Source organism: Mesorhizobium album (assembly GCF_033977205.1).
Classification (GTDB): Bacteria; Pseudomonadota; Alphaproteobacteria; order Rhizobiales; family Rhizobiaceae; genus Mesorhizobium; species Mesorhizobium album.
On sequence record NZ_JAVIIW010000024.1, the window covers coordinates 86,932 to 99,814 of the forward strand.

The window sequence follows — 12,883 nt, forward strand, 5'->3', positions numbered from 1 at the left end:
CACCAATAACGAACGTTATCAAAGTCTGCGACGGCTGCTTCAGTCGCGAAGCGGCTGGGAAACAAATGCGGCCCTCCGCTCTGGCTCGCCCTGAATTTTTTGCGGCAGGACCCGTAAGTCTCTCGACAGCTAACCCTGTTAACAAACCGATTTGTTGAACGGGCAAGATTTGTTGAACGGGCAAGTCGTCGAAGCGGCGCTTGAGTCGATCGAACGCTTGCAATGAATACCTGGCTGGTATCGATGAACAGAAGAAGCGCTACTTCAACGCTATTCTCAGACGGCCTCGCGACAGACTTAACAAGCCGGTCAGAAATTCTGGAAATGTTCGAATAATCTGCGAACTCGGAAACAGGAGCATACATGGAATCCCACAATAGCGGATGGTTCAATACCGAGGGTTGGATGCGCGAATACGCTGCCCTGCAAGAGCGGCAGCGGACGGAACAGCCACACGGCACGTCTGAGGATCACAGTGGTTTCGAGCAGCACCTAAGCCAATTGCAACTCGGTTCCTCTGATACGAGCTCCGCTGAGGCCAGTTCGCCAGACAGCCCAGCCGCAGAGGTCCATAGAAGGAGTCTCCACACTGACAATCGCGCTATGACACGGAACCTGCGGGATGATCGGTTAGGCAACGCGCGCCACAGCCTAGACCAGCCTCGCGCTGACTTTGACAGCTCCCCTGCAGAGGTGTCGCAGTCTGGGTTACATGACAGGTTGTTCAGTAGCACGCGCTACACTGCCTCGTTTGAACCGCTGGCTGCGCCCACCAGGGATGACAAAAGCCGCGGTTTGTGGTCGCGTTTCAAATCAGAGATCGGAAAAACCTTCGGAAGCAAAAAGTCGTCGGGCGGTTCGGGGTCGAAATTTGTCCCTACAGAGCTTCGCATGGATTTCGCCAAACGCAGTCGCTCTTCCGCCAGCGGGGACATGTATCCCCAAGACGAGCGCCTCATCGAACTGTTTAAGGAAACAGTGCAAGCGTACGAAGTTGTTCCCGACGGCACCATCGGCCGAGGGGCCGGAAAGGTTCCCGCTCCGACCATCAAGGACAATAAGGCGGCTCTTGCGAGTTTTGCTCGTTGGCTGCGAGAAGAGAACAAGAAGCCGATGGCTCCTCGGCTTCTTAACGAGCCAAGGTCGCTGGCCAACGACGTCGATGAGTACATCGCACTCGGAATGGACCATCGTGACCGCCTCAGGTCGGCAATGTCTCATCTCCGGAGGCTTTCGCCTGACGGCCAAGTAATCCAATCAGCTGGCACTGGGCCCCGCCTGATGGGGCGCCAGTCAGCGAATCCTCATCCCGACGACGCTCTCATCATCGATGGCCTACTCAAACAAGAGCTAAGCAAGCTGGGGCCCCGTCCAACTCGCAAAGAGAGCAACCCCGCCTCAGCCATGGCTTCCAAGCAACGGAGGTTTAGCGATTGGCTCCAAAGGGAGGCCAGGGAGAGCATCGTGAGCCGAATCAACGGCACCGATCAGCAGCAAAAGTCGTTGAAAGCAGATTTAAAGGACTTCAGCAAAGCCACAGGACAGCAAGGCGCTCGACTGGATCAGATTCGGCAGTACCTAGGGGCTGAGAGTCAATCGACCAAGCTTCATCCGTATCCAGATGACGCCAGCGTCATCGATGGCCTGGCCAAGGAGCAAGTGAGCAAGCTCGGAAACGACTCGACTCGCCAGCAGAGACAAGCAGTCGCGAAAATTGCTTGGGAGCTACGCAGGTTTAGTGATTGGCTCCAAAAGGAGGGTAGGGGGAGCATAGCGAGCCGGATCAACGGCAGCGATCAGCAGCAACGTTCATTGAAAGCAGATCACAAGGAGTTCGACAAGACCAAGGCACAAACCGCCGTAAGTCTCGAACGGTTTCGGCAGTACGCAAGCGATGGGACCACGACCGGGATCCAATCGATCAGCAGGTATCATCCGTATCCCGACGACGCCCGCATCATCGAAGGGTTTGCCAACGAGGAGCTGATGAGGCTCGGGTCGGACGCCACCGCCCGACAAAAAAACGTGATCGGAAATATTGCTAGCGCGCAACGCGGGTTTAGTGATTGGCTCCAAAAGGAGGGTAGGGGGAGCATAGTGAACCGTATCAACGGCAGCGATCAGCAGAAGCGATCGTTGAAAGCCGATTTCAAGACTTACACCAACGCTAAAGGACAAAGCACCGTGAGTCTCACAAGGCTCGGGCAATACTTACAAGTCGTCGAGGCGAACGCTGCGCTGGGGTTGTCCCTTGAGCAGGCAAGCGGGCGGGAACCTGCCGGTTCGCAAACCGACAGTTACGATCAGTCGCAGCTTTGGCGTGATGCGGACGAGGCAGGAGGCCAGGGGCCTGCCGGGTGGGACCGTCCCCGGTCGGGGCTGTCGTCGCATTCGGACGAACGCGCCGCATCGCAAGTGGAAAGTTACGATCAGTCGCGGCTTTGGCTCGACGTGGACCAAGCCGCGGGCCAGGGACCAGCAGGATGGACCTCTTCCTGGTCATCGCAGGAGGTGGACCACGCTGGGCGGGGGGAAAGCGCCGCCTCCCAGGAAAGCTATGATCAGTCGCAGCTTTGGCAGGAGGTGGACCAAGCCGGATGGCAGAGACCTGCCGGTTGGACCTCTTCCTGGTCATCGCAGGAGGTGGACCACGCTGGGCGGGGGGAAAGCGCCGCCTCCCATGAAAGCTATGATCAGTCGCAGCTTTGGCAGGAGGTGGACCAAGCCGGATGGCAGAGACCTGCCGGTTGGGACCGCCCCTGGTCAGGGCCGTCGTCGCAGTCGGATCAGGATATGGGGCCAACTCAGCCGTCCGCGTCAGCTCGGTCATCAGATATCTACCGCGGTCTTGAGTCCTTGGTCGATTTGCCGTCCACACCGGCCGAGTTGCGTGATGATGCTCACTATGAGCCGTTTCTGGGTACAGCCTCCGATGCTCAGGTTGGGGCGCTCAATCCGCAAGCCTCGTCTCACCGCAGCGGACGGGCGCTCGGCGCCAGGGAATGGCTCGGCGATGTGCATATCCAGGGAGATTACGAACTGCTGGCGCAGGAGCTGCAGAGGGACAATCCAGATCTCGCCGTCCGAACGCGGCTCGTCGATCCCCTGGTAGCTCATTACCATCTGCGCCTGGGCTCCGACAGCGTCGTGCTCAGGGCTTTCCAGCGCATCGTCTATGATCACAATGGCAACGATACAGCCGACTTCCTGTTCCTGCCTGTCAACGATGCCAGCGCTACGGATCCTGACCGCCGCGGCACCCACTGGTCACTACTGCTGGTTGACCGACGCGAGCGGGCAAGGCCGGTTGCGTATCATTACGACTCCGCCCGGCGGCACAACGACCAGCCCGCAGCACTGCTCGCACAACGGCTGGGAGCCCGCGTGGAGACAGTCCGCATGACCCAGCAGCGCAATGGCTATGATTGCGGGGTCTTCGTGCTCGACGGCACGCGGGCGCTGGTCAGGCGATTGGCGCAAAGGCGGCGGCCAGCCATGCTGCACCTCGACAATCTTGTCGTCGATCGGCAGGCACTGCAAAACCGACTACGGGGCTGATGTAGGATCTGCTGGCAGATTGAGGCTAGTGGATTGAATCTAACACTTGGTGCCCACGTTTGACGGCGGCGATGATTTTGTCGGGGTCGGCGGTCCAGGTGAAGGGTTTGGGTTGTCGATTGTGCTCTGCGAGGAAGCGGTTGATGGGCGCCTGCAGGTCGATGACAGAATGAAAGACGCCTCGCTTGAGGCGTCGCTTCGACAGCTTGGCGAAGAAGCCCTCGACAGCGTTGAGCCAGGAGCAAGACGTGGGGGTGAAGTGGAAGGTGAAGCGCTGATGGTGGTTGAGCCGGGCACGCACCTTAAGGTGCAGTCGCCGACGCCATTCTCGACAGGATTGTTCATAACGCCCACCGCATCGTGCTCCTAGGCGACAGCATGCGAAAGCAAAAGGCGGCGCCCCTCTTGACCAGCGCCGAAAACGGCGAAATCAATCACCCATGACGACAACCAGGCACCCGAGGACCACCACCGCCAAACTGTCCGGGACTTAGTGAACACTGTCCGCGACTTAGCGGAATCCCAGTCCGGCTTTTGCGAAATACGCACAAGGAGGCCTCCGGTCTGGAAAACCTCAAGCCATGAGATGTAAAACACCTATCAGGTGCTCTGCGACGCATGGCCAAGGGACCGCTTTCATAATATTAGATTGCGCTAATCATTGCGTGGCCACCGGAACGCACAGGGAACAAAAACGCTGTGGGAACCGCCAGCCCCTGCCGGGCCTCAATTTCACTTCATTGGGTGCTCGCCGCTTTTTCCAAGGCTTTCGACGGCCAGATCATCATGATCGACTCCTGTGTCAGCGTTCGCCAACATGCGGCCAGGGCAAAAAGGGATGACGACGATGTTTCATGTTCCTGCGGCGGGCTCACGACCAAGGTCACGCGCTCGTCGATGCCAAAGGCCGACCAGTCGATCTCGTCCTGACTGCCTGGCAGGCACATGACCGGAAGCCTGCCATGTGCAGAGGCTCATCCGTCAGCTTGTCGAAAGCCAAGCAGCATAGAATTCAGCCGCCAGGCCCAGCTTGAGCGGCAACGCGCTGGAGATCGCGCGGTCGGTATAGCTGTCGACGACCGTCCAGCCTTACGTCTCGGCATGGAGGCGGCAGAACCCCAATTGATCCTCGATCGAGGCGTCTCGCTGATTGTCCGATGAGTAGCAGGCGTAGAACGCGACCTTCATGCGGGGACCTCCTTACTCCGGGAGGCGGTTTCGCATCCGGCTGTCTGTTTCGGCTTGAACGAAGTCCCGTGCGGCTCGATTCGTTCGGCCTCTCGCGCGAAACGCTCCGGTTTCATGGCCTTGCGGATGAACGCTATGATATGGGTGCGGGCACCACGCTTGTTCTGGTCGTTGGCAAAGGCATTGTACGATCTGTGTCGCTTGGTCATTGGGGAAACGGTATCGGCGATCTTGACCGTGGCCAGCAGATGTCCGATTTCCAAGCCGGTCAGGCCGTCGGCGGCCTCGCCAAATGCGTCAGCGATTGCTTGCAGCTGTGATTGCGTGAATGTCTTCATAGGCGTTCCCCCTCGGCCACCTCTAATTATTGACGTTGCCGCCGGTTGCGCCTATTTATCGCCTCGGAGGCTTTGTAAGCGGAAACGCGAGCATTGCCTTTTTTAGGCCGGTTTCAGCCCGGTAGGACGCAAGTCCTGAATGTGCTTGAACCCCCATATTTTTTCACCCCCTCCGTCTAACGGCTGAATCGGAGTCGTTTCACGCGGCTCACCAGTGGCGATAGTTCACCACGAGCGTCCGCTGTCATGCCTTTGAGCCGGAGTCCCCAACTGATGTTCCAGGCAAGCTGGATGAATGGTTCCGAACCAATGAGAACCTCGAAGGATTATGGTTTCTTCACGGTCGATGTGCCGAAATTCTGGGGGCCGCCGGAGACCATCTAGTGGGCGCCGGCTGAGGCATAGATAAGATTGCTATAGCTCACTTTTTCCGCTATCATGAGTTATAGAAAGGCGCTCTATAGCTCATGGTATGGAATTGGGAGCAGGCCGACTGGCCGCATTTTACCTACGACAAGATGGCATTGGACCCGCTGGAAAGCGAGTTCCTATTGCGATCGGGCGAGTTCCTGGGCGTGTTTCGCCATGTTGGCCCCGATGACCGCGACCAGATCCGCATCGATCTAATCAGTGAAGAGGCCTTGAAGACATCCGAGATCGAGGGTGAGTATCTCAACCGGGAAAGCCTGCAATCATCCTTGCGGCAGCAGCTGGCGCTCGGAGGCGAGAATAGGCGCGTCCCGCCCGCCGAGCGGGGCATCGCCGAAATGATGGCCGACGTGTATCTGCATTTTGCCAACCCGCTCTCGCATCGCACGCTCTATGCCTGGCACAAGATGGTGATGTCAGGCGAGCGGCGCATCGAGACGATCGGCAACTATCGCCAGCATGCCGATGCCATGCAGATCGTCTCTAACCGGCTGGACAAACCCAAAGTGCATTTCGAGGCGCCGCCCTCATCGCGCGTGAAAGCCGAGATGGACGCGTTCACCATCTGGTTCAACGATACCGCGCTCAAGGGCAAGACTCCGCTTCCCGCGCTGACGCGCGCCGGTATCGCGCACCTTTATTTCGAGAGCATCCATCCGTTCGAAGACGGCAACGGCCGCATAGGACGTGCCCTTTGCGAAAAAGCGCTGGCGCAAAATCTGGGCGAGCCGAGCCTCATCGCGCTGGCCTACACGCTCGAGCGTCGCCGCAAGGCCTATTACGATCATTTGGAGGCCAGCAACAAAAACAACGCGATCACCGATTGGCTGATCTACTTCGCCAGCACAATCCTAGAAGCGCAGCGCGTAACGCTCGCCCGCGTCGAATTCTCCGTTGCCAAGGCCAAGTTCTACGAGCACCATCGGGGGCAGTTCAACGAACGCCAGGAAAAAGCCGTCGCCCGGATGTTCCGGGAAGGTATCGCCAGTTTCAAGGGCGGCCTCAGCGCGGAGAATTATATCGCCATCACCCAGGCGTCGCGCGCCACGGCGACAAGGGACCTGCACGATCTGGTTGCCAAGGGTGCGCTGACAAGAACCGGTGAACTCCGACACACACGTTACATGCTGAATATTCGTGACGATCGTGCGTAGATCCCATCAGCGGATGACTAAGTCTGTACCACCGCGCGGCGGTCGAGCGACTGCGACAGCACGGCCACCGTGACGGCCAGAAGCGCGAGCGCGGTGCCCACCAGCGGCAGGTTCGCGTAGGATACGCCCCAGGAGATGGCGAGCCCGCCGATCCAGGCGCCGCCGGCATTGCCGACATTGAAGGCGCCCTGGTTGAGCGTGGCGGCAAGGTTTGGCCCTTCGGCGGCCGCCTCGACGACGCGGATCTGCAGCGGCGACACGACGATGAAGATCAGCATGCCCCACAGGAAGACGATCGCCACGGCCACGCTCGCGATGGCGCCGAACTCGGTGAAGACGGCGAACAGCAGGGCCATGGCGAGCAGCGTGGTGATCACAGTCGGCATCAGCTTCCAGTCCGCCAGCCTGCCGCCGATGATGTTGCCGATGGTCATGCCGGCGCCGAACAAGAGCAACACCCAGGTCACGGTCGCCGTCGACAGGCCGGACACGTCGGTGAGATAGGGCTTGATGTAAGTGAAGACCGCGAACAAGCTGGCGGAGGCGAGCGAGGCGATCAGCATCGCCAGCCAGACCTGCAGCTTGCCGAGCACGCGCAATTCGCCGAGCAGACCGCCACCGCTAGGCTCGGCGACATCCGACGGCACCAGCCAGGCGATGGCCGCGACCGAGACGAGGCCGATGCCGACGACGGCGAGGAAGGTGTCGCGCCAGCCGAAGGCTTCGCCCAGCGCCGTGCCGGCGGGAACGCCCAGGATGTTGGACAGCGTCAGGCCGGCGAACATCAGCGCAATCGCGCTCGCCCGTTTGTTGCGCGGCACGAGGCTCGCTGCAACGACGGAGCCGATGCCGAAGAAGGCGCCGTGGCCGAAGGCGGTGAAGACCCGCGCCGCCATCAACAGCCAATAATTCGGAGCGATGGCGCAGAAGAAGTTGCCGATAACGAAGAGGGTGGCGAGGCCGATGAGCACTGGTTTGCGCGGCAGGCGGGCGGTCGCCATGGCCACGATCGGCGCGCCGAAGACGACGCCCAGCGCATAGCCGGTGACCAGAAGGCCAGCCGAAGGGATCGAGACGCCAAGGTCGGCCGCGACCTCCGGCAGCAGGCCCATAATGACGAATTCGGTGGTGCCGATGCAGAAGGATGCTATGGCAAGCGCTAGGATTGGCAGCGGCATGGGACGTCCCTGCTAAAACGGTCCAAGACCGAGATTGTCTGGACGGCCGCGATGCACGAGCTCCACCATAGCAACACTGGAATCAGAAGAAGGAGGGCGGCCTTTTTCGAACACAGGCCGGGCTGTTGAGGCGGGCGGCGTCTGAGCGACGGTCGTCAACAGGACTATTCTGGCTCGGGCGACCTGACGTTTCTCTCTCATGGGCAACTGTGGAGGAAACGAAAACATGATCAGCTGCCGATGCCGATTGCCTCCGCGCAAGTTGAGGAAATCTTGGCGAGAACTCCGGCGGCTTTTTTTCGACACTAGCCGTTCGCCACGGCCTCACATGCCTGCGCCCGCGAGCACGGTTCGGTGTGGAAATCATGTCTGTTCTTGCTGTTCGCCGGGGACCCCCCGGTGAACACAGGATGACGAGGTTGGCTGACCTGGCGACTCTAAACATTACAGCGCTGCGCTCCAGTCTGGAGCTCAATGCCCCTGATGCTGCAAGCAAGCGCTATGCCACCTTGGGATCTTGTCCCTGTCTCAGGCTCCCCGAGCTATAGGCGTTGAACGAGAAAGCATCGTGCCCTGCTCGCAGAGTCGCCTCGACAGGGCTATGGTTCTTGTTATCGAGCGCAGCGGTTTCCACCGACTTGCCGTGCTCTCTTGCCAATGGCCGGCACGCGGCTGAGCGATCTCATACGCATCGCAGGTCTGCGCCACATGCGGTCTCTGATGCCATACTGCCTTGGGATTTCGGTCATCGGTTTCGACCAGACCAGATCGTGAGCTCGGCCCGCGTCATTCTCAGCACGTATCTTCCTTCTCGTATCAATCGCCAGCAACGTGAGCCAGCCTCTCGGCAATTTAGACGCGCTTGGCCTTACCTCCGCCTAAATGAAGATTTCGTGGATGCGCTCGGGCCGCGCCATTCATCAAAACGGAACGAATATCCGCCCTAATTTTTCTTACCCCAGGTAGCCGGGAAAGGACTTCCCGATGGATCTCTTCGTAGCCCCGGATGTCCTTTACGCAGACAGTCAGCCGCGGTTTCAGTGGGGTCGAGCCGCGGTGAGAAAACCGCTGTGCAGGGTTGACCCACGCTTTCTATTCGAACCCAAACTGCCGATGACAGTATGTTCGCGCTTTCCAGCCGACCACCTCCCTTTGAAGTTGCGCGAACCATCCGGCCATGGCGAGTGATGGCCGCAGCAGCCAAGGGACAAAGCAGGGGTTGAGCGTTCACCAGCCGGTATCCGGCATTTGATTTTCCTCCTGGCAATCCAGGGGGCTTGCGATTTCTCGTTTTTGCTGCGCCTATCCCCAAGTCAGAATGTTAACTGGCTTGGGCAAACCAACGCTGCAACCGATACAAAGGAAAAATGGATGGCAACTGGCACGGTAAAGTGGTTCAACAGCACGAAGGGCTTCGGCTTCATCCAACCCGATGCGGGCGGCCCGGACGTTTTTGTCCACATTTCCGCTGTGGAGCGATCGGGTCTTTCGACTCTCGCTGACGGCCAAAAGGTTAATTACGAGATCGAGCAGGACCGCCGCACCGGGAAATCCTCGGCCAGCAATCTCAGCAAAGTAAAGTGAGCTGACGGCTTCTTGCGCATGGCGCAACAGCCGCCCGACGGCGAGCCTCTACCGACCGCCGCAGATGAAATCGCGCGTGAACATGAAATCGACGGAAGCCTCGCGCAAATTGTTGCAGGCCGGGGAACGCAGTGCAAAAGGCGGGAGTCTCCCCGCCTTTCCAAGTCAGCACGCCGGAACAACACTCAGGCCGCGCCGTTTTTGCGGGCCCTCTTTGCCGGCGCGGCCTGTTCGGCCCGATCAGGCTTTCGACCCAGGCCCAGGGTCTTGGCTAAAGCAGAGCGAGCTGCGGCATAATTCGGGGCAACCATCGGGTAGTCTGCCGGCAGGCCCCACTTTGCGCGGTATTCGTCGGGCGTAAGGCCATAGTGGGTTGAGAGATGGCGCTTCAGCGACTTGAACTTTTTTCCGTCCTCCAAGCTAATGATATAGTCGGGCGTGACCGATTTCTTGATGGGAACGGCAGGCTTGAGGTCCTCAGGCTTTGGGACCGGGCCGCCGATCGTGCCTTTTAAGGCGGCATGAACCTGGTCGATCAGGCCAGGAAGGTCGCTCACCGGGACCGGATTGTTCGAGACGTAGGCCGATACGACGTCGGCGGTAAGCTCGATGAGGGCATCACTATTGCTCTCGATTTCTTCTGTCACGGAACGCTCCTAATTTTTATGGCTTCTGCAAAAATCAGCTTGATTAATGAAGGCAGCCACAGAACGCAATGAAAGGTTGCGTTCCAGCCCTAGACGCATAAATTACTCGGTTCGGCATTGTAATGCCCTGATCCTGCCACTCTCCAGAGGCAAGTGCGCCGAGGGAGAAATCTCCAACTAAACGTGTTCACGAACAGAGAAGGGCTCGCCCAATGAGCAGGGTGGCGCGCGCGGACGCAGCTTCAGTTTCGTCGGCGACGTTCGCGCCGCTGGAGAGCCCCACCTTTCGCGCGATCTGGCTTGCCGCACAGCTGTCCGGTCTGGGCTGGCTGTTTCAGACGGTTGCGGTCAGCTGGCTGATGGCGACCATCTCGACCTCGGATGTGATGGTCGCCCTGGTGCAGACCTCCACGACGCTTCCAGTGTTCATTCTATCGATCTTCGCCGGAGCCATTGCCGACAATTTCAGTCGCCGCCATGTCATGGCCATCGGCTGGTGCGTGATAGCATTGTCGTCGATCATGCTGACCGCTGTTGTGGCGCTGGGATTTTACAATCCTTGGATGATCCTCGCCTTCAGCTGCCTGGCTGGATGCGGCGCTGCCTTCACTGATCCGGCCTGGCATGCTTCCGTCGGAGACATCCTGCGAAAGCGCGAAGTTCCGGCCGCGGTCACGCTGATCTCGGTCGGCTACAACGCCATGCGAAGCATCGGTCCGGCGCTCGGCGGCGTCGTTGTCGCCTCCTTCGGACCCCTAGCCGCCTTCGCCGCAGCGACACTGACCTATCTGGCGATGCTGTGGGCCATAGGACTCTACAAATGGAGCGGTCGCGCTTCGCCTCTTCCCCGTGAGCCATTGAGCACGGCCATTCATGACGGGGCCCGCTTCACGGCGCTGTCGGGAGAGATCAAGGCGGCGATCGCGCGTGGATTCCTTTTCGGTCTGACGAGCATCTCGATCCTGGCGCTGCTGCCACTGGTTGCCCGGGACCAGCTCGGGGGAGGGCCGATCGCTTATGGTGTCCTGATGGCTGGATTTGGCGCCGGCGCCTTGTGCGCGGGCATTTCCAACAACGCGCTGAGACGGTCGCTGTCGCAAGAGCGTCTGACGACGCTCGCCTGTATTGCCTGCGCCGCCTGCTGCCTGGCGCTTGCCTTCACGCCTTCGCTGGTGGTGGCGGCGATTGCCTTGACGCTGGGCGGCGCGGGTTGGGTCGTCACCTGGACGGGACTTGACGTCAGCGTGCAATTGTCGAGCCCGCGCTGGGTCGTTGGCCGCACGCTCTCGATCTACTCGGCCCTCTCGTCGGGAGGTGTCGCGGTCGGCAGCTGGATTTGGGGCGTGGTGGCCGAAAACCATTCCCTGACGCTAGCGCTCGAGGCCTCTGCGGGCGCTCTCTTGTTGGTTGCCGCCACCGGACTGCTGCTCCCGATCCGCCAGTGGAAAGAGGCCGACCAGGATTCGCTTGGCTTCGAAACGCCGGCGCTCGCCCTCGACTTGAAGTCGAGAAGCGGCCCGATCGTGGTTAAGATCGAGTACTCCATACCGGAAGCCAACGTCGAAACCTTCCTCGACCAGATGCAGGAACGCCGCCGGGTGCAGAGCCGCGCCGGCGCCCGGCACTGGAATCTCCAGCGCGACCTCCAGGAACCCTTGCATTGGACGGAGACGTTCCGCACGCCGACTTGGATGGACTACCTTCGCCTCAACCACCGGCTGACCGCGGAGGACAGGGAACTGGATCGGTCTCTCCTCGAACTGCATGCGGGAGAGCTTCCGCCTCGCACGCGGCTTGCGATCGAGCGGCCGACCGGAGCGCCGCGCAGGCGGGAGCAGTCGGGGAGCTTCTTTTTCCGACGGTGATCTCGTCTCGATTTGGTAATCGCTAACTGCTCCAAGCGCAGGCATCATGATGGTGGCAAAGGCCGCCGCGAAGTTCGATGGCGATAGAGCGCGGCTGGGGGATCGCTATCCACAGCTCTACAAGCCGAACAGTGGTGCCAACGACGCGCACGCTGCGGTCCCGCCGAAGCGCCGCCGGGCGCTCCGCCTTGCTGTCGTCATGTCGCTCAAGTTTTAGACAGATCAGCGAATCACAACGGGCAGACCAGTCAATCGGCTGTCCAATCAATTCAATTCTGGGGGAATGTTCAGCTGGCGTGGCTGCCGGCGTTCCAAGCAGCTGGATTCCGTATGCCTTACGGTCGCAGCCGGTCTAACCTACTCGCGTCGGCCATACCGTTCGCACGTCAGTTCAGCCGGCCATTGTCCCTTGGCCAAAAGCAACGGTTTGCTCCGGCGGCTCTCAGATTCTGCTCAGCTCTCATAGCGCGTCAGTTTGTTGTCAGGTCAGCCAAGCTACGTTCCGCCTCAAGGAAGCAATGGTTGTTAGGTGTGTTGAAGGTGATTGCGACCTCCCGACCGCGAGCGAATGGTATTCGAGCGTCGGCCCGGCCAAGGGCCTGCTCGATTTACCGATCGGACAAGGTGCTTCCTTCAGAGCTCCCGGGTTCGGTGCCCTAGGCGCGCTTTGGGGTTCCTGAGCGACGACCATGTTGGCTCGCCTGTCGTTGCTCCAGACACTTTAGGCGATGCGTTGTTGCCTGGATCGGAGACGAAACATGACCAACATCGGCCGGACGGGAAGATCGCGCATCGGAGGCACTCCAGCCGGTGACGCCCCGGACGGCAGGTCCCGCGCCGCATCAGGTCACGCCGCGGCAGAAGGTGGAAACGCGTTCAACTCGATTGTCGAGCGGACGCACCGCGAGCCGCAGGCTAGCGAAGCTTCCTCCAGCCGCGTCG

The 12,883-nt window shown here is 60.0% G+C and carries 8 protein-coding genes and 3 pseudogenes; 7 read left to right on the forward strand and 4 right to left on the reverse strand.

Annotated features, from left to right (window positions below; translation table 11 throughout):
- Positions 1 to 891 precede the first annotated feature (891 nt).
- Positions 892 to 3,558: a Ulp1 family isopeptidase gene (locus RFN28_RS20540; RefSeq protein ID WP_320289113.1), complete on the forward strand. Its 2,667-nt coding sequence runs from the start codon at positions 892 to 894 to the stop codon at positions 3,556 to 3,558.
- Between the two features lie 25 nt (positions 3,559 to 3,583).
- On the opposite strand, the pseudogene RFN28_RS20545 reads toward RFN28_RS20540, so the two are convergent.
- Positions 3,584 to 3,868 (reverse strand): annotated as a pseudogene (locus RFN28_RS20545) (IS630 family transposase); the annotation flags it as partial.
- Positions 3,869 to 3,870: 2 nt separating this feature from the next.
- Between RFN28_RS20545 and RFN28_RS20550 the strand changes: the two are divergent.
- Together RFN28_RS20550 and RFN28_RS20555 are read left to right on the forward strand one after the other, a co-directional pair.
- A pseudogene (locus RFN28_RS20550) lies at positions 3,871 to 4,002 on the forward strand (ATP-binding protein); the annotation flags it as partial.
- 300 nt (positions 4,003 to 4,302) lie between these two features.
- A pseudogene (locus RFN28_RS20555) lies at positions 4,303 to 4,520 on the forward strand (IS5/IS1182 family transposase); the annotation flags it as partial.
- A 222-nt stretch (positions 4,521 to 4,742) separates the two neighbouring features.
- Here the strand turns inward: RFN28_RS20555 and RFN28_RS20560 are convergent.
- Complete coding sequence (locus RFN28_RS20560) at positions 4,743 to 5,084, reverse strand: hypothetical protein (protein WP_320223105.1); 342 nt, start codon at positions 5,082 to 5,084, stop codon at positions 4,743 to 4,745.
- A 467-nt stretch (positions 5,085 to 5,551) separates the two neighbouring features.
- Between RFN28_RS20560 and RFN28_RS20565 the strand changes: the two genes are divergently transcribed.
- Positions 5,552 to 6,667 (forward strand): Fic family protein, encoded by a 1,116-nt coding sequence (locus RFN28_RS20565; RefSeq protein WP_320289114.1) that lies wholly within the window; start codon positions 5,552 to 5,554, stop codon positions 6,665 to 6,667.
- 17 nt (positions 6,668 to 6,684) lie between these two features.
- Here RFN28_RS20565 and RFN28_RS20570 read toward each other — a convergent pair whose 3' ends face one another.
- Positions 6,685 to 7,845: an MFS transporter gene (locus RFN28_RS20570; RefSeq protein ID WP_320289115.1), complete on the reverse strand. Its 1,161-nt coding sequence runs from the start codon at positions 7,843 to 7,845 to the stop codon at positions 6,685 to 6,687.
- A gap of 1,371 nt (positions 7,846 to 9,216) precedes the next feature.
- Here RFN28_RS20570 and RFN28_RS20575 point away from each other — a divergent pair.
- Positions 9,217 to 9,429 carry a cold-shock protein gene (locus RFN28_RS20575; protein WP_320224045.1) on the forward strand — a complete coding sequence of 71 codons (213 nt, stop codon included), beginning with the start codon at positions 9,217 to 9,219 and terminating at the stop codon, positions 9,427 to 9,429.
- Between the two features lie 185 nt (positions 9,430 to 9,614).
- Here the strand turns inward: RFN28_RS20575 and RFN28_RS20580 are convergent, their stop codons facing one another.
- The gene (locus RFN28_RS20580; protein ID WP_320224044.1) at positions 9,615 to 10,076 is read right to left on the reverse strand and encodes a Ros/MucR family transcriptional regulator; all 462 of its coding nucleotides are present in this window, start codon (positions 10,074 to 10,076) and stop codon (positions 9,615 to 9,617) included.
- A 212-nt stretch (positions 10,077 to 10,288) separates the two neighbouring features.
- On the opposite strand from RFN28_RS20580, the gene RFN28_RS20585 reads away from it, so the two are divergent.
- Together RFN28_RS20585 and RFN28_RS20590 are read left to right on the forward strand one after the other, a co-directional pair.
- Complete coding sequence (locus RFN28_RS20585) at positions 10,289 to 11,941, forward strand: MFS transporter (RefSeq protein ID WP_320252958.1); 1,653 nt, start codon at positions 10,289 to 10,291, stop codon at positions 11,939 to 11,941.
- A gap of 46 nt (positions 11,942 to 11,987) precedes the next feature.
- Complete coding sequence (locus RFN28_RS20590) at positions 11,988 to 12,158, forward strand: hypothetical protein (RefSeq protein WP_320256487.1); 171 nt, start codon at positions 11,988 to 11,990, stop codon at positions 12,156 to 12,158.
- Positions 12,159 to 12,883 lie beyond the last annotated feature (725 nt).

What these genes read in the sequence shown, in the direction of transcription:
- RFN28_RS20570 (WP_320289115.1), bottom strand. Translation starts at nt 7,845, where the DNA reads ATGCCGCTGCCAATCCTAGCGCTTGCCATAGCATCCTTCTGCATCGGC.
- RFN28_RS20540 (WP_320289113.1), top strand. Translation starts at nt 892, where the DNA reads ATGGATTTCGCCAAACGCAGTCGCTCTTCCGCCAGCGGGGACATGTAT.
- RFN28_RS20585 (WP_320252958.1), top strand. Translation starts at nt 10,289, where the DNA reads ATGAGCAGGGTGGCGCGCGCGGACGCAGCTTCAGTTTCGTCGGCGACG.
- RFN28_RS20575 (WP_320224045.1), top strand. Translation starts at nt 9,217, where the DNA reads ATGGCAACTGGCACGGTAAAGTGGTTCAACAGCACGAAGGGCTTCGGC.
- RFN28_RS20560 (WP_320223105.1), bottom strand. Translation starts at nt 5,084, where the DNA reads ATGAAGACATTCACGCAATCACAGCTGCAAGCAATCGCTGACGCATTT.
- RFN28_RS20565 (WP_320289114.1), top strand. Translation starts at nt 5,552, where the DNA reads ATGGTATGGAATTGGGAGCAGGCCGACTGGCCGCATTTTACCTACGAC.
- RFN28_RS20590 (WP_320256487.1), top strand. Translation starts at nt 11,988, where the DNA reads ATGATGGTGGCAAAGGCCGCCGCGAAGTTCGATGGCGATAGAGCGCGG.